The organism is Vibrio sp. HENC-03 (assembly GCF_000305755.2).
Lineage (GTDB): Bacteria > Pseudomonadota > Gammaproteobacteria > Enterobacterales > Vibrionaceae > Vibrio > Vibrio owensii.
Genome location: NZ_JH976130.1, coordinates 29,055 through 53,125 on the forward strand (window position 1 = coordinate 29,055; position 24,071 = coordinate 53,125).

A 24,071-nucleotide genomic window follows, 5' to 3' on the forward strand; every position below is an offset into this window, starting at 1 on the left:
TTACCCCTGATAATTCTGTATATGTTTGGCCACTAAAGATTCAACGTTGCTCAGCTGAAACAAAGTGCGCAATTGCGCCGGCACGAAACTGAGCATTATATGACAGTTTTGCTTTTTTGCATGCTCTAATAAGTGGATTAACATCACCATTCCCGCAGAGTCAATGCGTTCAATCTCTTGGAGCGAGCATTCTAGCTCGGTTTGAGAAGGTTGCCATTGCTGTGCCACCGCCCACAATGCGGGCACTGTATCGCGATCCAGCGCCCCTGTAAGCTTAAGAATGTCTGTTTGTAAATGCCACTGAGAATGAGACTGCGCCATTACTTTGCTGCCTCGAAGCGAATTGGCTGTGCTGCCAGTTTCTCTAAATCTTTTGCGACCGCAAGAATACCGTCTTGGCGAATCTGAGTATTCCACTCTGATTGCTTGCTCGATAGTAAGCTAATACCTTCTGCAACCATGTCGAATGCTAACCATTCACCGGTTTTCTTATCTTTACGCAGTTTGAACTCAAGTTTGATATTTGGACGCGGCGCGTCAATAATATCGACTTTGATACTCGTAATACGCTTAGAAGGGTCCAGTTTTGGCTCAGGACCAAATTCAATTTGCTGATCCGTATATTGTGTTAACACTTGCGCGTATGAAGTCACCAAATAAGCACGGAATGCTGTGATGAATTCACCCACATCTTCACGCTTCGCCCCTTTCAAGTTTGGACCAAGCAGTTTCAATGCCGCATAGCGATCGTTGACGTAAGGCATCAGCTCTTCTTCAACAATAGTTTTGAGCAAGTTTGGATCTTGTTTGATTTGCGGTTGCTCGTTTTTCAGACGCTCAAAGGTCACTTCAGCAACCTGCTTCATCATTGAATATGGCTGAGTTTTATCTACTTCAGCTGCCACTGCGCCAAAAGCAGTAAACGCTGCTACGAATGAAAGTAATAGTCTAGAAAACATGGGTTATTCCTTACTCGTGTCACCAGAATCGCCTGAGCCACCAATGCTGTACAGTACCTGACCAATCAGGTCTTCTAATACTAATGCAGATTTGGTGTCTTCGATGGTATCACCATCAACAAGCATTTCTTCATCGTCAAAAACAAAGCCCGGAACCAAGCCAATGTACTGCTCACCAATCAATCCTGATGTCAAAATTTGCACACTAGACGTTTCTGGGAACTGGTTATACTGGCTGTTAATCGACAAGCTCACGACCGGTAATAGGCTATCAGGGTTAAGTGTAATGTTACTTACACGACCGATAACAACGCCACCAACTTTCACTGGAGAGCGAACTTTCAAACTACCAATATTATCGAACTCGGCTTTCAGGGTGTAAGTATTGCCAGAGCCAATGCCTTTTACGTCAGCAACCTGAAAAATCATCACAAGAATCGCGCAAATTCCTGCTAATACAAAGCTGCCAACCCATAATTCTGTTTTACGTGTTTGTTGCATGATTAATTCCCAAACATCAATGCGGTCAGTACAAAGTCTAGTCCCAGTACTGCTAAAGAAGAATGCACAACAGTGCGCGTCGTTGCTCGGCTGATCCCTTCCGAAGTTGGAATAGCGTCATAGCCATTAAATAGAGCGATCCAAGTAACGGTAATCGCGAACACAATACATTTGATCATGCTGTTACCGATATCTTGACCTAATTCAACCGAAGATTGCATCGCAGCCCAGAAGCTGCCGTGGTCTACGCCTTTCCAGTCCACACCAACAAGCTGAGCGCCCCAGATACCAACTGCCATAAAGATCATAGCTAATAATGGCATTGAGATAGCCCCAGCCCAAAAACGCGGTGCGATAACACGTTTTAGTGGATCAACAGCCATCATTTCCATACTAGAAAGCTGCTCCGTTGCTTTCATGAGTCCGATTTCTGCTGTTAGAGCAGAGCCAGCACGGCCAGCAAACAAAAGCGCCGTAACAACAGGGCCAAGTTCACGTAGCAACGATAGAGCCACCATTTGACCAAGGCTACCTTCTGCACCATAGTCCACCAGCACAACATAGCCTTGCAGACTAAGTACCATACCAATAAACAAGCCCGAAACGACGATAATCGCCAATGACTGTACGCCAACCGAGTAAAGCTGTTTAATCAGTAACGGAAAGTTTTTTATCGGCTGAGGGCGAGTCACCAAGGCGCCAATGAGCATTAAAGTCGCGCGACCAAATGCTTCACAGATGTCGAGCGTACGTCTTCCCAGAGAAGCGACAAATTGAATAAAGCTATCGGCCATCAAATAAGTCCTTTTCGATACTTTGAGCAGGGAAGCGGAATGGCACTGGCCCATCAGCTTCACCTTTTAAGAATTGCTGAACGCGAGGGTCTTGGTTGTCTCTCAGTTCTTGAGGGGAACCAAAGGCAATCACTTTGCCGTCAGCCATCAAGTAAACCCAATCGGCAATACTCATCACTTCTGGCACATCATGGGAAACGACAATAGAAGTCACGCCTAATGCTCGGTTAAGGTTACTGATCAATTCAACCAGCACACCCATGGTGATTGGATCCTGCCCTACAAACGGTTCATCGTACATGATGAGGTCTGGATCAAGCGCAATTGCACGTGCTAACGCAGCACGTCGCGCCATACCACCAGATAATTCGCTAGGCATCAGCTTTGCTGCACCACGTAAGCCAACAGCCTCAAGCTTTAGCAGCACCATGGTACGGATGAATTCTTCAGAAAGTTCTGTGTGTTCACGTAAAGGAAACGCCACGTTGTCGAACACGTTCAAATCAGTAAACAAAGCACCCGACTGAAATAACATGCTCATCTTCTTTCGAGCGTGATAAAGCTTTTTGCGAGATAGTGATGGGATATTGTCGCCATCAAACCAGATCTCTCCTTGCTCAGGATAAAGCTGCCCGCCTATCAGGCGCAGCAGTGTCGTTTTACCAATCCCTGACGGCCCCATAATGGCGGTCACTTTTCCTTTTGGCACATGCAAATCAACACCATCGAAGATCTTGCGTTCGCCGCGTGAAAAAGTGAGATTGTTAACGGTAACTAAATCGTTGTTCGACATACTATCTCTTCTACTGTTTGTGAGCGGTTCTCACAGAGTTGCAATCCAACTCAACCCCGATTGTTTTCAAGATATTACGTCGAGAATATCCTAAAGTGACTTCGGTACACTTATTAGGCTGCAATCATAAGCACATTGAACGTTAATTAAAAGCACTGTTCAATTAAATAAAGCCTGCGAAATTCAAGCAAACCTTCATAAAATATGACGAAATGAAAGGAAGGTGTTTATATCCCATGCCAGATTAACCGTATTCTAAACGACGAGTATATGAGCAACAATTAAACACAATTTCGTTACTAACCTTTAATTTATTTGTTGTTTATCTTCCATTTTTGGCCGCAAAAGGTCAAAATTAGCGGTTACTCATTTCACTTATTTTATTACTTAGGAATCATCATGCTCGAAGCCGTAGCGTTGCTTATCGTCGGTCTTGTTTTACTTGTTTGGAGTGCAGATAAACTTGTTTTTGGTTCTGCCGCTCTGGCCCGCAACGTCGGTATTTCACCTCTAGTGATCGGTATGACCATTCTAGCAATGGGCTCTTCAGCGCCAGAAATGATGGTTTCTGCGACTGCAGCATGGGATGGCAAAACCGACACTGCTGTAGGTAACGTTCTGGGTTCAAACATTGCCAACATCGCTCTGATCCTAGGTATTACTGCACTAATTAAACCACTTTCTATCAGTTCTGCCGTTATTCGTCGTGAACTGCCTTTGATGATAGCAGTGACGGTTCTAGCGGGTATTTTACTTTGGGACAGTCATCTAGGTTTCTACGAAGGTGTACTGCTGTTTGTTTTGTTTGGTGGCTTCTTATTTGCCATGCTGCAAATCAGCCGCAAAGAACAAAAAGCGGGCGATGCTTTCGTTGATGAGCAAGAGTCTGAAGTTCCAGACGGTGTGAGCAACTCAAAAGCCGTTATGTGGGTAGTGATTGGCTTGATACTGCTTCCTTTGGCAGCAAGCATGCTGGTTGATAACGCCGTGGTTATTGCTAAATACTTCGGTATGAGTGATCTCGTTATCGGCCTAACCATCATTGCCATTGGTACTAGTCTTCCTGAGCTTGCCGCATCTCTTGCTGGCGTTCTAAAAGGCGAAGACGACATGGCTGTGGGTAACATCATCGGCTCAAACGTATTCAATATTCTTGCGGTAATGGGCCTACCAGGCATCATTAACCCTTCAACCTTGAGCGAGTACGCAATGGGTCGTGACTTCTGGGTGATGCTGGGTGTATCTCTACTCTTAGTAGCGATGTGTCTTGGCAAATCACGCAGCATTAACCGCCTTGAAGGTGGCATCCTGTTTGTGTGTTTCTTGGCTTACCAAGTGTACCTATTCGCAAACATGGCCGCTTAATAACATAATAAGTAAAGACAAATTGGAGCACTGATATGTCCACTCAATTTGATTTTCGCGCTGCTGCTAAACAAGTTCTCGATATCGAAGTAACGGCCTTACAACAACTTGACCAATACTTTGACGCGCAGTTTGAACAAGCTTGCGAATTGATTCTTTCCAATAACGGCAAAGTTGTCGTAATGGGCATGGGCAAATCAGGTCATATCGGCAACAAAATTGCTGCGACCCTTGCAAGCACTGGAACTTCGGCATTTTTCGTTCACCCTGGCGAAGCTGCACATGGTGACCTAGGCATGATCAGCGCTGGTGACATTGTTATTGCGATTTCAAACTCGGGAGAGTCTCATGAGATTTTGTCTCTATTCCCAGTTTTGAAGCGCCTGAACATCAAAATCATCAGCATGACAGGCAAGCCAGAATCAAATATGGCGAAACTGTCCGATCTGCATTTGCAAATTACAGTCCCTAAAGAAGCTTGTCCGCTGGGCCTTGCTCCGACAAGCAGCACAACAGCGACGTTAGTAATGGGCGATGCCCTTGCGGTTGCGCTATTACAAGCTCGTGGTTTTTCAGCAGAAGACTTTGCCTTGTCGCATCCTGGCGGTGCACTGGGAAGAAAATTGCTGCTTAAGCTGTCTGATATAATGCACTTCGGTAATGCACTACCAAAAGTATCACCGGATGCTCTGATTCGTGACGCCTTACTCGAGATTTCGGAAAAAGGCTTGGGTATGACCGCTATTGTCGATGAGCACGATGCTATGCTTGGTATATTCACCGATGGTGATTTGCGCCGTACTCTGGACAAACGCATTGATATCCATACCACAGCGATCGGTGACGTAATGACGAAGAACCCTACCACCGCGCCCCCAGAAATGCTGGCAGTGGAAGGGCTAAACTTAATGCAACACAAGAACATCAATGCTCTGATCTTGTGCGATGACAATAAAATTGTTGGCGCACTGAATATGCATGATTTACTTAAAGCAGGCGTGATGTAAGATCACGCCCCCAAAAGACTTAACGAATTGATTTAACAGATTAAGGCAATGGTCAGGGAAGTACTGAGCTAAGATAAAGGCCTTTATTTTATGAGTTTTACTCGCCTTATTTATTTGCTCTTGGTTTTTGTTGTCGCTTGGTGTGGTTATTACCTACTCACGCCAAAAGGTAATGAAGATATCCAAGTAGCACCAAATTTAGAACTGCCTATGTTCAGTGGTACTGGACTAGAAAACATCACCTATGGTGAAAATGGTGTCCGCAGTTACATCATCCGTTCTACTAACTTGGATCATTATGCCAAGAGTGGAGACACGATTTTTAAAAGCCCAACGCTTATGGTTTACCGCGAAGGTAGCGTTGTGGAGTGGAAAGTTACTGCAACAAGAGCAGTACTAGATGAAGACCAAATTCTGACCTTGTACGACAAAGTACTTATGCAGAATCTATTGCCTGATGCGAGTTTCGACACCATGGCAACAGACAAACTGGTCATCAATCTAAGCAATCGTGATTTTAAAGCCGATCAACAAGTGATGTTGGTTGGACCGCAATTTGAAACTACCGGAGGCGCAATGCAGGGCAACTTAAAAGCTCACACTGCGACTCTGACTGATGAAGTTCAAGGTCGATATGAAACCGTTACACCTTAGCCTATTGGCATTGGTTTTAGCAGCGCCACAAGCGTTAGCACTTAAGTCGGATACTCAACAGCCGGTTTACATCAATTCAGACACCCAACAGGTGGATATGAAGAGTAACCAGGTGATCTTTAAAGGTGATGTGTCGCTTAAGCAAGGTAGCATCAATATCGATGCTGACAGAATCGTTGTGACTCGCGATCCTAAGACTGAGTCCATTAAGCAGATCCAAGCTTTTGGCAAACCTGCGAAGTTTTCTCAGTTGATGGACGATGGCAAAACACTCAGTGGTCAAGCAACTGAGTTAGACTACCGAATCTCTACTGATGAACTGACCATGAAAGGCCAAGCGCAACTAGCACAAGACGGTAATACCATCAAAGGTTCGTCGATCCGTTACCAAATTGGTCAACAGAAGCTCGTCGCTGACAGCTCGAAGGATGAGCGCGTAACCACCATCCTACAACCGAACCAAATCGAGAACTAATATGGCAGTACTGAGCGCAAAGAACCTTGCGAAGAGCTACAAAAAGCGCAAGGTCGTTACCGATGTAAGTCTCGAAGTAGAGTCTGGCCAAATTGTTGGTCTTTTGGGCCCAAACGGTGCGGGTAAAACCACATCGTTTTACATGATTGTGGGTTTGGTGCCACGTGATGAAGGCACCATTACTATCGACAATCAAGATATCAGTATCCTTCCGATGCACAGCCGCTCTCGTTTAGGTATTGGCTACCTACCACAAGAAGCGTCGATCTTCCGTAAGCTGTCAGTAGAAGACAACATCATGGCCGTTCTCGAGACTCGCCAAGAGCTTACTCGAGAAGAACGCCAAGATAAGCTTGAAGATTTATTGGAAGAATTCCACATACAGCACATACGCACCAGTGCGGGTATGGCACTATCGGGTGGTGAGCGCCGCCGCGTAGAGATCGCTCGAGCACTGGCCGCTAACCCTCAATTCATTTTGTTGGATGAACCATTCGCGGGTGTTGACCCAATTTCGGTTAACGACATCAAAAAAATCATTGAACACTTGCGCGATCGCGGCCTTGGCGTGTTAATCACTGACCATAACGTTCGCGAAACCTTGGACGTTTGTGAAAAAGCCTATATCGTAAGCCAAGGACACCTAATTGCATCGGGAACTCCGGATGAAGTTCTCAATAACGAGCAGGTGAAACAAGTTTATCTCGGCGAACAATTCCGTCTATGATTACATTAGGAACGGTAAGATTCTGAGCATTACAAGGTAAGTAACACTGAATGAAACCTTCATTACAACTCAAGCTAGGTCAACAGTTAGCCATGACGCCGCAGCTGCAGCAAGCGATTCGTTTGTTGCAATTGTCGACGCTCGATCTTCAACAAGAAATCCAAGAAGCGTTGGACTCCAACCCGCTACTGGAAGTTGAAGAAGGCCACGAAGAACCTCAAGCAAACGGTGAAGACAAATCAGCGTCTGAATCTGCTGATAACAGTGCGAACGAAGCCAACGATGCCTCAGAGCCCGATCTGCCAGACAGTTCAGATGTGATTGAGAAATCAGAAATCAGCTCTGAGCTAGAAATCGATACCACTTGGGATGACGTTTACAGCGCAAACACCGGCAGCACAGGCCTAGCGCTTGATGACGACATGCCTGTCTACCAAGGTGAAACTACCGAGTCGCTGCATGATTACCTTATGTGGCAGTTAGATTTAACACCTTTCAGTGAAACCGACCGCACCATTGCCCTCGCGATCATCGATGCTATCGACGACTACGGCTACCTAACCCTTTCTCCTGAAGAAATTCACGAGAGCTTCGACAACGAAGAAGTGGAATTGGATGAAGTAGAAGCAGTACGTAAGCGTATTCAGCAGTTTGACCCACTTGGCGTTGCTTCTCGCAATCTACAAGAGTGCTTGCTACTGCAACTGGCGACATTCCCTGAAGACACGCCATGGCTTGCTGAAGCGAAGATGATTCTTAGCGATCATATCGATCACCTTGGTAATCGCGACTACAAGCTTGTTATCAAAGAGACTAAGCTTAAAGAAGCTGATCTGCGTGAAGTATTGAAGTTGATTCAACAACTTGACCCTCGCCCAGGCAGCCGTATCACACCTGATGACACTGAATACGTCATTCCGGATGTGTCTGTATTTAAAGATCATGGTAAGTGGACCGTATCCATTAACCCTGACAGCATTCCGAAACTAAAAGTAAATCAACAATATGCGCAACTAGGCAAAGGCAACAGTGCGGATAGCCAGTACATTCGCAGCAATTTGCAAGAGGCAAAATGGCTGATTAAGAGCCTAGAAAGCAGAAACGAGACGCTTCTCAAAGTTGCAAGATGTATTGTTGAACATCAACAAGATTTCTTCGAGTATGGTGAAGAAGCCATGAAACCAATGGTACTAAACGATGTAGCATTGGATGTGGACATGCATGAATCGACAATCTCTCGTGTGACAACACAGAAGTTTATGCATACCCCACGTGGCATTTTTGAATTGAAGTACTTCTTCTCTAGCCATGTTAGTACAGACAATGGTGGAGAATGTTCGTCCACAGCAATTCGTGCTCTTATCAAGAAACTGGTCGCAGCGGAGAATACCGCTAAACCACTAAGTGATAGCAAGATTGCTGCTCTTCTGGCTGACCAAGGGATTCAAGTCGCGAGACGAACGATAGCGAAATATCGCGAATCCTTGGGTATCGCCCCTTCAAGTCAGCGTAAACGCCTACTTTAAGGCACCAACTGAAAAGGAAAGTCTATGCAAATCAATATTCAAGGCCATCACGTTGATCTTACCGATTCAATGCAAGACTATGTTCAATCTAAGTTTCAGAAGCTCGAAAGGTTCTTCGACCACATTAACCAAGTCCAAGTCGTACTAAAAGTTGAAAAACTCAACCAAATAGCGGAAGCTACGCTCCACATCAATCAGGGCGAAATCCACGCGTCATCGAACGACGAAAGTATGTATGCAGCAATTGATTCGCTGGTGGATAAATTAGTTCGTCAACTTAACAAGCACAAAGAAAAACTAAACAGTCATTAATCATGCAATTGAGCGAGATACTGTCACTGGACTGCACCAAAAGTGCAGTCCATTGTACAAGTAAGAAACGTGCCCTAGAGATGATCAGCCAAATTGTTGCTGAGAACACGGGTCAAGATTCTACAGAACTGTTTGAGTGTATGCTCAGCAGAGAAAAAATGGGTAGTACAGGTATCGGCAACGGTATTGCTATCCCTCACGCAAGAATGCAATCTAGCGACAAAGCCATCGCCGTATTACTGCAATGTGACGAGGCGATTGAGTTTGATGCTATCGACAACCGACCTGTCGACCTTCTTTTTGCTCTTCTTGTTCCAGAAGAACAGTGCAAAGAGCACCTCAAAACACTATCCTCTATGGCAGAACGCCTGAGCAACAAGCAAGTGCTGAAGAGCCTGCGTAACGCTCAGAGTGATGAAGAACTCTACGACATTATGATTCATCAGTAATCAGGACGATCACCATGCGATTAATCGTTGTTAGCGGGCATTCCGGTGCCGGGAAGAGTGTTGCCCTGCGCGTACTAGAAGACTTGGGGTATTACTGTGTAGACAACCTACCAGTAAACTTGCTTGACGCGTTTGTTCAATCCGTATCAGAGAGCAAACAGAACGTTGCAGTAAGCATTGATATTCGAAACATTCCTAAGAAACTCAAAGAACTGAACACCACCCTAGAGAAGCTGAAAGCTGAACTGGATGTGACAGTACTGTTCTTAGACGCGAATAAAGAAACGCTCCTTACTCGCTACAGTGAAACGCGACGGATTCACCCGTTATCGCTTGGTAGTCAGTCATTATCGCTTGATCAGGCCATTGAGCTTGAACAAGAGATCTTAATGCCACTTAAAGCGCACGCTGATTTAGTGCTGAACAGCAGCGGTCAATCTTTGCATGATCTCAGCGAAACGATCCGTATGCGCGTTCAAGGTCGTGATCGTAAAGACTTAGTCATGGTGTTTGAATCATTCGGTTTCAAATACGGCCTTCCTTCTGATGCCGATTACGTGTTCGATGTACGCTTCTTGCCAAACCCACATTGGGAACCGGCATTGCGCCCGCTGACTGGCTTAGATGCGCCCATCGGTGCTTTCCTAGAACAACACCAGTCTGTACTTGATCTTAAATACCAAATTGAGAGTTTCATTGAGACTTGGTTACCACTGCTAGAGAAAAACAACCGTAGCTACCTCACAGTTGCGATTGGTTGTACTGGTGGTAAACATCGCTCGGTTTATCTCACTCAAAAAATCGGTGAGTTCTTCGCTGACAAAGGCCATCAAGTACAAATTCGCCACACTTCATTGGAAAAGAACGTTAAGGAATAACGGTGGAAATAAGTCGTAAAGTATTGATCCAAAACCGCTTAGGCTTGCACGCCCGTGCTGCGGTTAAACTGGTAGAACTGGCGCAAAGCTTCGATGCAGTAATCACCATCGACAACGAAGAAGACAAAACCGCGACCGCAGACAGCGTCATGGGGCTGTTGATGCTGGAATCCGCCCAAGGACAATACGTGACTATCCACGCCACTGGCGATCAATCTGAGCAAGCCCTTGATGCGGTTTGTCATTTGATTGAAGATAAGTTTGATGAAGGCGAGTGATTCACTCGCTTTTTTATTATCTCTAGCCAGATATCCCACATAAGTTTCACCTCCTACTTAAATTCCGATAAATAATTTTGTCGACTTTCATAAGTTGTTATTAAAAGGTGCCTAGAATTAAGTTATTATTCAAAGCATTGTAAATATCAGGAATTGGGAGGAATGAATGGCAGAGCAAATAGAATTCGACCAAGCTCACCAAGCCCTCCAAGAAGTCACTGAAGCGCTGGAAAACGGCCGCTTCGTCCATGTTCGTCGCCAACTTCAGGACATGGAGCCTGAGGATATTGCCCACCTTTTAGAAGCCTCTCCGCGTAAAAGTCGTGAGGTTCTTTGGCAACTTACCGACCCAGAAGATTACGGTGAGATTCTTGACGAGCTAAACGAAGACGTTAAAGACAGCCTTGTGTCCAAAATGGCTCCTGAAGCGCTTGCAGAAGCGACAGAAGGCATGGACACCGATGACGTGGCTTACGTACTGCGTAGCTTGCCTGACGACGTCTCACGCGAAGTTCTTTCCCAGATGGACTCTGCCGATCGTCTGCGCGTGGAAACCGCCCTATCCTACCCTGAGGATACCGCAGGTGGACTGATGAACACCGACGTAATCACCATTCGTGGTGACGTTGATGTCGACGTAGTCCTGCGTTACCTACGCATGAAAGGCGAACTACCCGAAGCGACCGATGCACTGTACGTGATAGATGATGACAGCAAACTGATTGGTGAACTGCCTATCACAACTTTGATCACGACGCAGCCTGATGTCAAAGTCAGTGAAGTCATGGAAGACGCCGATGATGCAATTACAGTAGACACCAGTGACTCCGACGTAGCAAGCCTGTTTGAACGTCGTAACTGGGTTTCAGCTCCTGTTGTCGATGAAAATCAGCACCTCGTCGGTCGTATCACCATCGATGACGTGGTCGACGTTATCCGTGAAGATGCCGAACACTCAATGATGAGTATGGCAGGTATGGATGACGACGAAGATACCTTCGCTCCGGTAGTTAAATCAGCGCGTAAACGTAGTATCTGGTTAGGTGCCAACGTACTTGCTGCACTAGCCGCTGCTTCTGTCTCCAACATGTTCGAAGCCACGCTTGATCAAATGGCCGCGATTGCCGTTTTGATGACCATCGTGCCTTCCATGGGTGGTGTGGCCGGTAACCAAACCGTAGCGCTTGTTATCCGTGGCTTAGCGCTCGGTCATATCGGTGACTCGAACAAACGCGAACTCTTGATGAAAGAAGCCGCCATCGGCTTGCTAAACGGCATCATGTGGGCGCTGATCATCGGTGGTATTGTGGTTGCTTGGAAAGGTAACTGGATGCTTGGCGGGATTATCTCTGCAGCCATGCTAACCAACCTGCTTGTGGCAGGTATTGCGGGCGTTACCATTCCAATCCTACTGAAGAAAATGAACATTGACCCAGCCCTCGCTGGTGGTATGGCACTAACGACCGTGACTGATGTAATCGGTCTGTCGGTCTTCCTCGGTCTCGCAACCTTAATGATTTAATATCAGTAATGACCTATAGATAACGAGCAATAAAAAAGCCTGATGAACACATCAGGCTTTTTTGTATCTAGCGGTTAGCAAGCTTATTCACCAGCAACCTTCATAGTATCCAGTAAGATTGAACCGGTTTGGATTTGCGAACGTGTTTCTACGTCGCTGCCCACAGCAACAATCTGGTTGAACATATCTTTCAGGTTACCCGCGATGGTAATTTCAGACACTGGGTATTGGATTTCACCGTTCTCAACCCAGAAACCAGCTGCACCGCGAGAGTAATCGCCAGTCACAACGTTCACGCCTTGACCCATGGTTTCGGTTACCAGTAACCCCGTGCCCAGCTCTTTCAGCATTTGCTCGAAGTTCTGACCGGTAGAATTTACGTACCAGTTGTGGATACCACCAGCGTGACCTGTTGGATCCATCTTCATCTTGCGAGCCGCATAGCTGGTTAACAAGTAAGTAGCCAATACACCATCAGTGATGATTTCACGATCTTGTGTGTATACACCTTCGCTATCAAATGGGCTTGAAGCCAGACCACGTAGTACGTGTGGACGCTCAGAAATGTTGAACCACTCTGGCAATACTTGCTTACCAAGATGATCCAATAGGAAAGAAGACTTGCGGTACAGGTTGCCACCGCTGATAGCCATCACTAGGTGACCAATCAAGCCTGTCGCTACGTCCGCAGCAAACATTACTGGGTATTTGCCTGTCTTAAGCTTTTGCGCATCAAGGCGGCTGATGGTTTTCTCTGCCGCTTTGCGGCCGACCATTTCTGGTGACCAAAGATCGTCACGATGGCGAGCAACGGTGTAGCTGTAATCGCGTTCCATCTCACCGTTTTGACCTACACCAATCACACAACAGCTGGTGCTATGACGGCTCGATGCGTAGCTTGCTAGCAAGCCGTGGCTGTTACCGTAAACCTTTACGCCGTAGTGACTGTCGTAGCTCGCACCATCGCTTTGCTTAATCGCATCGCTGTAGTTCAACGCTTCTTTTTCAGCGGCAATCGCCACTTGTGCAGCGTAATCTGGATCGGGTGCGTCTGGGTGGAAAAGGTCTAAGTCAGGCACCTCTTTCACCATGTATTCTTTTGGAGCGGGACCTGCGAATGGGTCTTCTGATGTGTATTGAGCAATGTCTAGCGCCGCTAATACCGTTTGCTCAATAGCGGCTTCGCTCAAGTCAGATGTGGAAGCGCTGCCTTTGCGTTGACCACGGTAGACAGTAATGCCCAGTGCGCCATCGCTGTTGAATTCAACGTTTTCCACGTCACCCATGCGAGTGGAAACACTCAAACCCGTGCTCTTGGTGATTGCGACTTCAGCGGCATCAGACTTCGCCGCAGCGATTTCTAGTGCACGTGAAACGGCTTGTTCTAGCTCGGTACGTTGCTCAGCAACCTGCTGTTTAATATCCATTGTCTTTCACATCATGTATTCGATGTACAATAGAATAACAAGAATTTCGCTTTCTCCCCACGATTCTTGTTAAAATAGTCATAATATTAATCAAAACACAGGCAACTGAAATGGCACGTAAGAATCAAAAAGCGCCATGGGAACCAGAAGAAGAGATCATCTGGGTAAGTAAATCCGAGATGAAGCGAGACATGGAAGAGCTGCAAAAGCTTGGCGAAGAGCTTGTCGGCCTTAAGCCAGCAGTTCTCGAAAAGTTTCCATTGAGCGAAGACCTACGCGAAGCAATTGCTGATGCGCAGCGCTTTAAAAACGAAGCACGCCGTCGTCAACTGCAACGCATCGGTAAGTTAATGCGTTACGAAGATCCAGAGCCAATTCAAGCGGCACTGGACAAAGTCCGCAACAAGCACTCACAAGCGACAGCCGCTCTGCACAAGCTAGAGGCGTTGCGTGATCGTGTTGTAGAAGAAGGCGATAAAGCGATTGATGACGTGATGGAACTGTACCCAGAAGCGGATCGCCAGCGTCTACGCCAACTTGCTCGCCAAGCAGCGAAAGAGAAGAAAGCCGGTAAACCAGCAAAATCTTACCGCGAAATCTTCCAAATTCTAAAAGCGCACGAAGAAGAAGAAATTTAATTCGACGTTTAAGAAAGCAAAAAGCAGACCTTTGTGTCTGCTTTTTTCATTCCTATTTTCTGGCATTACACCAAACGATTAAGGTTTTCGCCACGTTCAAAGGCGTTAATATTCTCAATCAAGATCTCAGCTAAACGCTGTATCGATGAGTCACTGCCCCAGGCGACGTGTGGTGTCAGCAATAGATTCGGCAAGTGCATATTGGCAATCAACGGATTACTCTCATCAGCTGGCTCTTGGGTAAAGACATCAAACCCTGCCCCTGCAATCTCACCTTGTTTTAAGCTATCCACTAAAGCTTGTTCATCCACCAAGCCGCCACGTCCGGTATTAATCAAAATCGATGTAGGCTTCATCAGCTTGAGTTCGGCTTCGCCAATCAAATTACGTGTTTCATCATTCAGTGGACAATGCAAAGTGATAGCGTCCGCTTGCTCCAACATCTCGGTAAAAGAAACATAGCCTTCTCGGCACTCCGTTGCGCCTTTACGCTCAGCAAACAACACATTCATCCCCAATGCTTTTGCCAATTGTGCCGTTGCCTGACCTAATGCGCCGCTGCCAACCACACCTAAGGTGCTGCCTGCGACGTCTCCAATCGGATGCGTAAAGAAACAGAACTGCTTGTTGCGTTGCCACTCACCTGCAGCAATATCTTGATGATAACCAAACAAGTTACGACGCAAGGCAAACAGCATCGCGATAACGTGCTCTGGTACAGACCGAGTCGCATAGCCACGCACGTTAGCAACCGCGATATTGTGCTCGGCGCAATAGTTGATATCGACGTTATTAAAGCCCGTTGCCGCGACGGCAATCATCTTGAGGTTAGGAAGTTGAATGAGAACAGATTGGTCGAGCACCACCTTGTTGCTGATCACGATATCCGCATCAGCAAGACGCTCAACAACTTTCTCAGAAGAAGTCAGATCGTATTCCACCCAATCATGGGCAAAGCTTGGACGAGGTATTTGAATTTGAGTGGGGATGGTCGCGCGGTCGAGGAAGACCACTTTAGGCAGTGACATAACAACTCCTTGTTCACTGCCTAAAGATGAATTTATGGGCGAGGCAGTGTTTTGTAATCTGGTAATTTACGCGCTGGGTCGAAATAGTCAAAGATCATCGCTTCCGCTTCCGGGTAAAAATCACAAGGAACAAAGATGCTGCGCAGCCAATGGCATTTCGGATGGTAAAAGCTCAACTCAGCGGCATGCAGTTCAAGGCGCTCAGAGAAGGCTTTCGCTTCTTCAGTTGCGTAAAACTCATCGCCCACAATCGGGTGACCTAATGCTTGCATGTGAACACGCAATTGGTGTGAGCGACCAGTGATCGGCAACAAACGTACAATCGTCGTCTTTGAACCATCGGGATGTTCTTCTCGCTTTGCTACTTGGAACAGCGTCTTAGAAGGTTTGCCATCTTCAAAGCACACTTTCTGCAATGGACGATTCGGCCAATCACAAATCAACGGCAGATCGATTTCACCTTCTTCTTGCTCTAAATGTCCCCAAACGCGCGCGTAATAAATCTTATGCGTTAATCGGTATTGAAACTGCTTTTTTAACGCACTTTCTGCACGTTTGTTTTTAGCGAGCACCATCAAGCCAGAAGTGCACATATCTAAGCGATGCACAACTTGAATGTCAGGGTATTGCTCGGCTAAGCGGCTCCACATGCTGTCATGATGCTCAGCAAGACGCCCCGGCACAGAAAGCAAACCAGATGGCTTGTTTACCGCCAAAATTTGCTCATCTTCAAAAACGACATCAATCCAAGGGTCGGTTGGTGGATTGTACTCAAGCATTGCCATGGGCTGGATCTCTACAGAATAAAAACGCGCTGATTATACCCAAGAGATGCAAAGATGCATGCAGAAAAATCGCTTAAATCCTGCCTCTTTTTACCATCGATATAACTTTTAGAAATAACAAAAACAGCCAAGTCAATAACGAAGAGAAAAATTAAAAAAATCACTTCGTAAATATAAATTGACAAGCTGAACGGTAATGTTATTTATAAGCACTAGTTGACACAAAAAGGACAATAATAAATGGAATCCGCAGTATCCGATCAACCCCAATCCAAAGTCTCGCAATTCTTCCGCTCCCTTGGTCCTGGCATTCTTATGGCCTCTGCCGCCGTCGGTGGCTCTCACCTTGTTGCATCCACCAAAGCTGGGGCGATCTACGGCTGGCAACTCGCGGCGCTCATCCTGCTGGTAAACCTTTTTAAATACCCATTCTTCCGAGCAGGCGTGCAATACACCATGGGCACAGGTAAAACTCTGGTTGAAGGCTATGCAAAGCTTGGTCGCCCATACTTGTGGTTGTTCTTGTTTCTTAGTGCTGTTTCAGCGGTAATCAATACAGCAGCCCTGTTGATGTTCAGTGCTAGCTTATTGGGCTACTTCATTCCATTTTCACTGTCGATGGCATCACTCAGCATCATCGTATTGGTCACGTGCTTGGTGATCCTATTTGCTGGTCATTACAAAGCACTAGATACGCTCTCTAAAGCCATCATGACAGTACTGACCATTGCGACTTTGCTGGCGGTGGCGATTGCATTTGGTAACCCTGTAGAGCCTGTTGCGAACTTTGAATCCCCTTCTCCGTGGTCAATTGCAGCAATCGGCTTTATCGTTGTGACCATGGGCTGGATGCCTGCTCCAATCGAAATCTCTTGTTTGACGTCTGCGTGGTTAAAACGCCAAACTAGCCAACAAGAAGTTACGGCAAAATCTGCCCTGTTTGATTTCAATGTCGGCTACATTGGCACAGCGGTACTGGCTTTGGTGTTTGTATCGCTAGGTGCGCTAATGCTACACGGCTCAGGCATTGAACTTAAGAGTTCCGGTGTTGGCTTCTCCCACCAGCTTGTTGGCTTGTACGCTTCGACCATTGGTGAGTGGTCACGTTACCTAATTGCAGTGATTGCGTTCTTCTGTATCTTCGGCAGTACGATTACGGTGATTGATGGCTACTCACGCGTCATTTCAGACTCTCAACGCCTGCTGCGTTCACAGCCAGAAACCGATCCAAAAGCGACGTCTGCGATCATGCTGATCGTATCGCTACTAGCTTTAGGTATTGTGGTGTTCTGGGCTTCGGCACTGCTGCCAATGTTGGACTTTGCCATGGTACTGGCATTTATGACGACACCATTTTTCGCGCTATTGAACTACATTCTCGTGAGTAAAACGGACTTACCTAAGCCATTGGCATTGGGTCGTAAATTGAAGTGGTTGTCGATTGCGGGTTTGATTTACTTATTCGGCTTCTTAGCACTGTTTATTTGGTGGAAGTGGTTGATGTAATTATCTACGAGCGACTAACTTAGCTCATGGGTAAACAAAGCTCAGATAAAGAAAAAGGTCTTCAATTGAAGACCTTTTTTCGTTTGTATGAACGCTGATTAGTTGTGGCTGACCACAATCAGACGTAGCGAATCTAGCTGAACCTGAGCTTGGTTGATGTAACCTGTTAGCTCTTTGATTTGCTCTTCAATCGCTTCAATTTCTTCATCACGGATGTTCGGGTTAACCGCTTTCAGTGCTTGTAGACGCTCAAGCTCTGCATTCAAGCTTTGTTGCATGTCTTGATGCGCTTGCTTACGAACTTCTTCCACTTTCTGCTCAACCAATGCGTCACCCGCTTCGATTAGGCTGTGAATGTCTTTCTGTACTGATGTCACTAGCTTGCTGCCTAGGTGACGGTTTACAGGGCTAAGCTGTCGGTTGAAACCTTCAAACTCAACCTGAGAAGACAGATCATTACCACGACCGTCCATCATCATACGAATTGGTGTCTTTGGTAGGAAACGAGCAATGCCGCTGCGTTTTGGTGCTTGTGCATCCACCGCGTATACCAGTTCAAGTAGGATAGTGCCGACTGGTAGCGCTTTGTTCTTCAGTAGAGAAACCGCAGAGGTACCCACGCCTTCGCTCATCAGCAAATCGATACCGCCTTGAATCATTGGGTGTTCCCAACTGATGAAGTGCATGTCTTCACGAGACAGCGCAGTATCACGGTCAAACGTGATTGTCGCGCCTTCGTATGGCAAGCCTGGGTAGCTTGGCACCATCATGTGTTCAGATGGCGTTACCACAAGTGCGTTCTCGCCTTTGTCGTCTTGGTTCAAGCCAATGGTGTCGAACAGAGACAACGCGAATGTCACTAGGTTTGTGTCGCCATCTGTCGATGCGATTTTCTCAACGATTTGCTGCGCTTTGTCACCGCCATTTGAGTGCATCTCTAGTAGGCGGTCACGACCTTGCTCAAGTTGTGATTTCAGCTCTTTGTTCATCTTCGCAGATTCTTCAATCACTTCATCAAGGTTTGAAACATCGCCAGACGCCAGCATTTCAATCAGCGCATCAGAGTACTTATCGTAAACCGCGCGACCTGTTGGACAGGTTTCAGCAAACGCGTTCAGACCTTCATCGAACCAACGCGCCAGAATAGCTTGCGATGTGCCTTTTAGGTAAGGTACATGAATGTCGATATCACGTTTCTGACCGATACGGTCCAAACGACCAATACGTTGCTCTAGCAAGTCTGGGTTGAACGGCAAATCGAACATCACAAGTTGGTTAGCAAACTGGAAGTTACGACCTTCTGAGCCGATTTCGCTACAGATAAGAACCTGTGCGCCACCCTCTTCTTGCGCGAAGTAAGCCGCTGCTTTATCACGCTCAAGGATCGACATACCTTCGTGGAATACAGTTGCACGAATACCTTCACGCTCACGCAATGCTTGCTCAAGTTGCAGCGCTGTGCTTGCACGAGAAGCAATAACCAGCACTTTGTCGCTGCGCTTCTCTTTTACTTTCTCAAGTAGCCAGTTCACACGTGAGTCGAACTGCCACCAGCTTGAATCTTCGCCTTCAAACTCTTGGAAGATTTCTTCTGGGTAAAGGTTCTTCACCGCACGTGCTTCTGGTGTCATCTTGCCACCGATCATGCCTGATACACGCATTGATGTGGTGTACTGCTGCGGAATGTCCATTGGCATTAGATGCACATTACGCTTCGGGAAGCCTTTGATTGCAGCACGCGTGTTACGGAACAGAACGCGACCAGTACCGTGACGGTCCATCAGGTTATCAATCAGCTCTTGGCGCGCTGACGCTTTCGCTTCTTCATCACTGTCGCTTTCGATAATGCGGAATAACGGCTCAACGTCTTGCTCAGAAAGCAGTTCTGTAATTTGGTTTTTCGCTTCGTCAGGCAGTTTCTCACCAGAGAATAGCGACGTAATAGCATCCGCCACTGGTGCGTATTGCTCTTCTTCTTCAACAAATGCGTCGTAATCGTAGAAACGATCTGGATCTAGAAGACGTAGACGAGCGAAGTGGCTCTCACGACCAAGTTGTTCTGGTGTCGCTGTCAGAAGTAGTACACCCGCAGTGCGTTCTGCTAAGCCTTCTACCACTTGGTATTCGCGACTTGGTTTGTCTTGGCTCCACTCTAGGTGGTGCGCTTCATCGACAACCAATAGATCCCACTCACCTTCTAGCGCTTGTTCAAAACGCTTGCGGCTCTTACGTAGGAAATCCAGTGAACACAACACGTATTGCTGCGTATCGAATGGATTCTCCGCTTCTGCGAACGCTTCAATACAGCGCTCTTCATCGAAGATAGAGAAGTGCAGGTTGAAACGACGCATCATCTCAACGAGCCACTGGTGTTGCAGTGTCTCAGGAACCACGATAAGAATACGCTCGGCACGACCCGCCAGCACTTGCTGGTGGATGATCATGCCCGCTTCGATGGTTTTACCAAGACCTACTTCATCCGCTAGCAATACTCGAGGCGCGTGACGACGACCGACTTCGTGCGCGATGTAAAGCTGGTGCGGGATCAAACCTGCGCGCATACCACACAGGCCACGCATTGGGCTCTTGTGCTGTTCAAATTGGTTTTGTAGCGCACGGTAGCGAAGTACGAAGTTGTCCATGCGGTCGATTTGACCTGCGTACAACTTGTCTTGCGGTTTGTTAAAACGAATGTGGTTGCTTAGGAAGATTTCACGCAGCACGATCGCCGTTTCTTGCGTGTCTTCACGAGTACCGAAATAGGTGTATAGACCTTCATCTTCCAGTACTTCTTCAACTTTTAATGACCAACCTTCTTGGCAATCGATGACATCACCGACGTTGAACGTTACTCGGGTAACTGGTGCATCGTTACGTGCGTAAACTCGGTTTTCCTCTGATGCTGCAAACATCAATGTCACAGTACGAGCATCCATTGCTACTACGGTACCTAAACCTAAATCGCTTTCCGTATCGCTAATCCAGCGCTGCCCCAAAGCAAATGTCATGAATTGACTACCTCGTTGTTGTTTCTTGTTGGTCTCTACCCATCCCGATGGGCATGGATATTAGTTTAGATCTGATTCTGGCTTCTGCTATGCCAATCGTGCTTGTCATGCCACTTTGTGCTGTGCATTTTTAAGCCAGCTGAACATGATAAATCGGGCGTAGCCTATACGCAGAAAAAGGTCGCTAATCTTACTTGAAGCTGTGATTTAGGTCACGCCGAAACCGCCCAGAGGGCAAACTTTTTTTCCTGAATTAGGAATGCAATCAAATTGTAAAAAACTCATGACAATTATTAAGTTGTAAGAAGTAAATATTACGTATACTTCTATTGAGGGGCGCTTAGAGTCATCGTGCATGATTTGAGCGCATTAAGTACACGATTAGGATCAACACGGGTTTGCAGTAAGTTGTCTTGCTACTCGGTTGCGCACTAACCGACATTGCCCGACAACCTCTATTGCAAGCAATCAGAGTTAGGAAGTCTGTTCCTTCTTAACTACTAGCCAGCAAAGCCGCGCTGCGGCAAGGAGACGCTATGGGCGATACCGATCGGAAACTGTTTGTACTCGATACCAACATTCTTCTTCATGAACCCTTCGCCATCTTCTCTTTCCAAGAACACGATGTCGTCATCCCAATGACTGTGTTGGAAGAACTCGACCGAATCAAAGACAGCAAACGCGATGTTGCACGGGATGCACGCGTTGCGATTCGCGCTTTGGAGGATTTATTTAGAGAAGCCACGCCAGATGAAATCTCAGAAGGCATTCCCGTTTCTAAAGACAACCCAAGCCAAGGCACCATCTCTATTTTGGCGGACTTCGAATTGCAGGAAACCGTCAAAGCCTTCGCCGACAAAGCCGGTGACAACCGCATACTCAATGCGGTGCTTTATCTGCAAAACAAACGCGCACCACGCGAAGTCGTGCTCGTAACCAAAGACATCAACATGCGTTTGCGAGCCAAAGGTGCTGGCGTGCGTTTCGTTGAAGACTATCGTACGGACCAACTGATTGATGATATCCAATACCTCACCAAAGGCTTCCAACAACGTGAAGGCGATTTTTGGAGTGGCGTGGATGAAGTTGAGAGCTACGCGCTGGGTGGAAAAACGTTCCATAAACTTAGCCGCGAACCGTTCGACCCGACCTTTATTAATCAATACGTGATTGATGAAGAGAGTGATTTTGTAGGCCGAGTAGAAACCATCAATGAGGATAAGCTCACCTTACTCGACCTGAGTCGTGAGCGCATGATGCATCGCCGCGCTTGGGACATTACACCTAAGAATATCTATCAAGGCATGGCGATGGATGCCCTGCTCGATCCAGATATTGACTTGGTGATTCTGACCGGCGCTGCAGGTAGTGGTAAAACGCTCCTTGCCATGGCGGCAGCATTGGAACAAACCATTGAAAAAGGCATGTTCGATAAGATCATCGTAACGCGTAACACGCCAGACATTGGTGAGTCCATTGGCTTCTTGCCGGGCTCGGAAGAAGAGAAAATGATGCCTTGGTTAGCAGCTGTAACCGATACCTTGGAAGCGCTGCACAAGAACGACCATTGCACCGAAGGTTCGATGAAGTACATCTGTGATAAAGCCAACATTCAGTTTAAGTCGATTAACTTTATGCGTGGCCGCTCGATCCAGAATGCGTTCGTCTTGCTCGATGAGTGCCAAAACTTAACCGCTTCACAGATCAAAACCATCATCACCCGTTGTGGTGAAGGCACTAAGATTGTGTGTTCGGGTAACTTGGCACAGATTGACTCTCACTACCTAACCCCAGTGACGTCTGGTTTGACGTATATGGTAGAACGCTTCAAGAACTTTGAGGGCAGCGCCAATATTCACCTCAATGGTGTGGTGCGAAGTCGCTTAGCTGAGTTTGCGGAAGAGAACCTATAGCGAATCCTCTCCCCCTAAAACAAAAGAGCGCTCAATGAGCGCTCTTTTTAATTCTACTTCAGATGAAGTTTATTCAGTACCACCCACGGTGATGGAATCGAGCTTCAATGTAGGCTGACCAACGCCAACCGGTACACTTTGCCCCGCCTTACCACACACGCCAACGCCTCTGTCGATGCTTAGGTCGTTACCCACCATAGAAACTTGCTGCATCGCTTCAATACCAGAGCCGATAAGCGTTGCGCCTTTCACTGGACGAGTGATTTTGCCATCTTCAATCAAGTACGCTTCTGATGCTGAGAATACGAACTTACCAGAAGTGATGTCCACCTGACCGCCACCGAAGTTTGGTGCGTACAGACCTTTCTTCACCGTAGAGATGATCTCTTCTGGTGTGTGCTCACCCGGTAGCATGTAAGTGTTAGTCATACGTGGCATTGGTAGATGCGCGTAAGACTCACGGCGACCGTTACCTGTAGGATTTACACCCATTAGACGTGCGTTCAACTTATCTTGCATGTAGCCCTTAAGCACGCCATTTTCGATAAGCGTGTTGTATTGACCGTTCACACCTTCATCATCGACGTTCAATGAGCCACGTAAGTCTTTTAGCGTGCCATCATCCACGATAGTACAAAGTGGAGACGTCACTTGCTCACCCATCTTGCCAGAGAACACTGACGACTCCTTACGGTTGAAGTCTCCCTCTAAACCGTGGCCTACCGCTTCGTGCAGTAATACGCCCGGCCAGCCAGAGCCAAGTACCACAGGCATCATGCCTGCAGGTGCCGCTTCTGCTTCTAGATTCACTAGCGCCATACGAATCGCTTCATCAGCGAATTGGAAGGCTTGTTTCACGCCGTTTGTTTCAGATAGGAAGAAGTCGTAACCAAAACGACCACCGCCACCAGCGCTGCCGCGTTCACGGCGATCGCCTTTTTCAGCAAGAACACTGATTGAAAGACGAACAAGCGGGCGAATATCACCAGCGTAAGTGCCGTCAGTTGCAGCAACCAACATTTGCTCATGCACACCACTGATGCTGATCGATACTTCTTTGATCATTGGCTCTTTGGTACGAATGTACGCATCCAGAGACAACAACAGTTCGGTTTTTTGTTGCTTTTCCCAGCTTGCTAGTGGGTTTACCGCATCGTAGTAAGCTTGGTTATCAGAACGTTTGAATGCGTGCACTTTGCCGTTTTGACCTTGCTGCGCAATACCACGCGCGGCAATCGCACTTTGCTTCAAACCGTCCAGTTGAATTTGGTCTGAATAGGCGAAACCGGTTTTTTCGCCTGTGACTGCTCGTACACCGACACCACAGTCAATATTGAAAGAGCCATCTTTAATGATGCTGTCTTCTAGAACCAGAGACTCGTGCCAGCTGGACTGAAAGTAAATGTCCGCATAATCGATCTGGCGCGTCGCAATGCTCGCTAGTGTGTCAGCGATGTCTTGCTCTGTCAGACCGTTTGGGGCAAGGAGTGCCTGTTCTATTTGGTTTATGCTCATAGTTAGCTCTT

General features: G+C 46.9%; 24 protein-coding genes. 14 read left to right on the plus strand and 10 right to left on the minus strand.

Translation table 11 applies throughout. The annotated features are described in order from the left end of the window. The 5 genes from VCHENC03_RS03165 to mlaF are packed head-to-tail and all read right to left on the minus strand — an operon-like array spanning nt 1 to nt 3,047. Nucleotides 1–321: an STAS domain-containing protein gene (locus tag VCHENC03_RS03165; RefSeq protein WP_005436388.1), complete on the minus strand. Its 321-nt coding sequence runs from the start codon at nt 319–321 to the stop codon at nt 1–3. Further along, entirely contained in the window at nt 321–959 is a 639-nt protein-coding gene (mlaC, locus tag VCHENC03_RS03160; protein ID WP_005436387.1) for a phospholipid-binding protein MlaC, read from the minus strand. Before mlaC ends, VCHENC03_RS03165 begins: the two co-directional genes overlap by 1 nt. Before the next feature lie 3 nt (nt 960–962). Then, entirely contained in the window at nt 963–1,460 is a 498-nt protein-coding gene (mlaD, locus tag VCHENC03_RS03155) for an outer membrane lipid asymmetry maintenance protein MlaD (protein ID WP_009707634.1), read from the minus strand. A gap of 2 nt (nt 1,461–1,462) precedes the next feature. Continuing rightward, entirely contained in the window at nt 1,463–2,254 is a 792-nt protein-coding gene (mlaE, locus tag VCHENC03_RS03150; protein ID WP_009707635.1) for a lipid asymmetry maintenance ABC transporter permease subunit MlaE, read from the minus strand. Further along, nucleotides 2,244–3,047 (minus strand): phospholipid ABC transporter ATP-binding protein MlaF, encoded by an 804-nt coding sequence (gene mlaF / locus VCHENC03_RS03145; protein ID WP_009707636.1) that lies wholly within the window; start codon nt 3,045–3,047, stop codon nt 2,244–2,246. The genes mlaE and mlaF overlap by 11 nt, the downstream gene beginning before the upstream one ends. A 399-nt stretch (nt 3,048–3,446) precedes the next feature. Between mlaF and VCHENC03_RS03140 the strand changes: the two genes are divergently transcribed. From VCHENC03_RS03140 to mgtE, 11 genes are all read left to right on the plus strand, one after another. Continuing rightward, nucleotides 3,447–4,412, plus strand: coding sequence for a calcium/sodium antiporter (locus VCHENC03_RS03140; RefSeq protein WP_009707637.1), 966 nt, complete (start codon nt 3,447–3,449; stop codon nt 4,410–4,412). A 35-nt stretch (nt 4,413–4,447) separates the two neighbouring features. Continuing rightward, the gene (kdsD, locus tag VCHENC03_RS03135; RefSeq protein ID WP_009707638.1) at nt 4,448–5,419 is read left to right on the plus strand and encodes an arabinose-5-phosphate isomerase KdsD; all 972 of its coding nucleotides are present in this window, start codon (nt 4,448–4,450) and stop codon (nt 5,417–5,419) included. 90 nt (nt 5,420–5,509) lie between these two features. Continuing rightward, a complete protein-coding gene (lptC, locus tag VCHENC03_RS03130) occupies nt 5,510–6,073 on the plus strand; it encodes an LPS export ABC transporter periplasmic protein LptC (RefSeq protein WP_009707639.1) in 564 nt (187 codons plus the stop codon). Further along, on the plus strand, nt 6,054–6,548 hold the full coding sequence (lptA, locus tag VCHENC03_RS03125) for a lipopolysaccharide transport periplasmic protein LptA (protein WP_005436379.1): 495 nt from the start codon (nt 6,054–6,056) through the stop codon (nt 6,546–6,548). The genes lptC and lptA overlap by 20 nt, the downstream gene beginning before the upstream one ends. Nucleotide 6,549: 1 nt before the next feature. After that, on the plus strand, nt 6,550–7,275 hold the full coding sequence (gene lptB / locus VCHENC03_RS03120) for an LPS export ABC transporter ATP-binding protein (protein ID WP_005432855.1): 726 nt from the start codon (nt 6,550–6,552) through the stop codon (nt 7,273–7,275). Nucleotides 7,276–7,325: 50 nt separating this feature from the next. Further along, nucleotides 7,326–8,801 (plus strand): RNA polymerase factor sigma-54, encoded by a 1,476-nt coding sequence (locus tag VCHENC03_RS03115; protein WP_005442216.1) that lies wholly within the window; start codon nt 7,326–7,328, stop codon nt 8,799–8,801. 24 nt (nt 8,802–8,825) lie between these two features. After that, on the plus strand, nt 8,826–9,113 hold the full coding sequence (gene hpf, locus VCHENC03_RS03110) for a ribosome hibernation promoting factor (RefSeq protein ID WP_005432838.1): 288 nt from the start codon (nt 8,826–8,828) through the stop codon (nt 9,111–9,113). 2 nt (nt 9,114–9,115) lie between these two features. Continuing rightward, the gene (ptsN, locus tag VCHENC03_RS03105; RefSeq protein WP_020195889.1) at nt 9,116–9,562 is read left to right on the plus strand and encodes a PTS IIA-like nitrogen regulatory protein PtsN; all 447 of its coding nucleotides are present in this window, start codon (nt 9,116–9,118) and stop codon (nt 9,560–9,562) included. Nucleotides 9,563–9,576: 14 nt separating this feature from the next. Then, nucleotides 9,577–10,440, plus strand: a complete 864-nt coding sequence (gene rapZ, locus VCHENC03_RS03100; RefSeq protein WP_005442214.1) for an RNase adapter RapZ — start codon at nt 9,577–9,579, stop codon at nt 10,438–10,440. Nucleotides 10,441–10,442: 2 nt separating this feature from the next. After that, nucleotides 10,443–10,718: an HPr family phosphocarrier protein gene (locus VCHENC03_RS03095; protein ID WP_005442213.1), complete on the plus strand. Its 276-nt coding sequence runs from the start codon at nt 10,443–10,445 to the stop codon at nt 10,716–10,718. A 166-nt stretch (nt 10,719–10,884) separates the two neighbouring features. Beyond that, nucleotides 10,885–12,240 (plus strand): magnesium transporter, encoded by a 1,356-nt coding sequence (gene mgtE, locus VCHENC03_RS03090; RefSeq protein ID WP_005444378.1) that lies wholly within the window; start codon nt 10,885–10,887, stop codon nt 12,238–12,240. 83 nt (nt 12,241–12,323) lie between these two features. On the opposite strand, the gene pmbA is transcribed toward mgtE, so the two are convergent. Further along, nucleotides 12,324–13,667: a metalloprotease PmbA gene (gene pmbA, locus VCHENC03_RS03085; protein ID WP_005442211.1), complete on the minus strand. Its 1,344-nt coding sequence runs from the start codon at nt 13,665–13,667 to the stop codon at nt 12,324–12,326. 110 nt (nt 13,668–13,777) lie between these two features. On the opposite strand from pmbA, the gene yjgA reads away from it, so the two are divergent. Continuing rightward, nucleotides 13,778–14,305, plus strand: a complete 528-nt coding sequence (gene yjgA, locus VCHENC03_RS03080; protein WP_005442209.1) for a ribosome biogenesis factor YjgA — start codon at nt 13,778–13,780, stop codon at nt 14,303–14,305. A 65-nt stretch (nt 14,306–14,370) separates the two neighbouring features. Here the strand turns inward: yjgA and VCHENC03_RS03075 are convergent, their stop codons facing one another. Both VCHENC03_RS03075 and rluA read right to left on the minus strand, forming a co-directional pair. After that, on the minus strand, nt 14,371–15,333 hold the full coding sequence (locus tag VCHENC03_RS03075) for a D-2-hydroxyacid dehydrogenase (protein ID WP_009707640.1): 963 nt from the start codon (nt 15,331–15,333) through the stop codon (nt 14,371–14,373). A gap of 32 nt (nt 15,334–15,365) precedes the next feature. After that, nucleotides 15,366–16,118, minus strand: a complete 753-nt coding sequence (gene rluA / locus VCHENC03_RS03070) for a bifunctional tRNA pseudouridine(32) synthase/23S rRNA pseudouridine(746) synthase RluA (RefSeq protein ID WP_009707641.1) — start codon at nt 16,116–16,118, stop codon at nt 15,366–15,368. A gap of 240 nt (nt 16,119–16,358) precedes the next feature. Here rluA and VCHENC03_RS03065 point away from each other — a divergent pair, with 240 nt between their 5' ends. Beyond that, nucleotides 16,359–17,624 carry an NRAMP family divalent metal transporter gene (locus VCHENC03_RS03065; protein WP_009707642.1) on the plus strand — a complete coding sequence of 422 codons (1,266 nt, stop codon included), beginning with the start codon at nt 16,359–16,361 and terminating at the stop codon, nt 17,622–17,624. Between the two features lie 98 nt (nt 17,625–17,722). Here VCHENC03_RS03065 and rapA read toward each other — a convergent pair whose 3' ends face one another. After that, entirely contained in the window at nt 17,723–20,632 is a 2,910-nt protein-coding gene (gene rapA / locus VCHENC03_RS03060) for an RNA polymerase-associated protein RapA (protein WP_009707643.1), read from the minus strand. 536 nt (nt 20,633–21,168) lie between these two features. On the opposite strand from rapA, the gene VCHENC03_RS03055 reads away from it, so the two are divergent. After that, a complete protein-coding gene (locus VCHENC03_RS03055; protein ID WP_005438161.1) occupies nt 21,169–22,545 on the plus strand; it encodes a PhoH family protein in 1,377 nt (458 codons plus the stop codon). 69 nt (nt 22,546–22,614) lie between these two features. Here VCHENC03_RS03055 and tldD read toward each other — a convergent pair whose 3' ends face one another. Next, on the minus strand, nt 22,615–24,060 hold the full coding sequence (gene tldD, locus VCHENC03_RS03050; protein WP_005438159.1) for a metalloprotease TldD: 1,446 nt from the start codon (nt 24,058–24,060) through the stop codon (nt 22,615–22,617). Nucleotides 24,061–24,071: the final 11 nt, after the last annotated feature.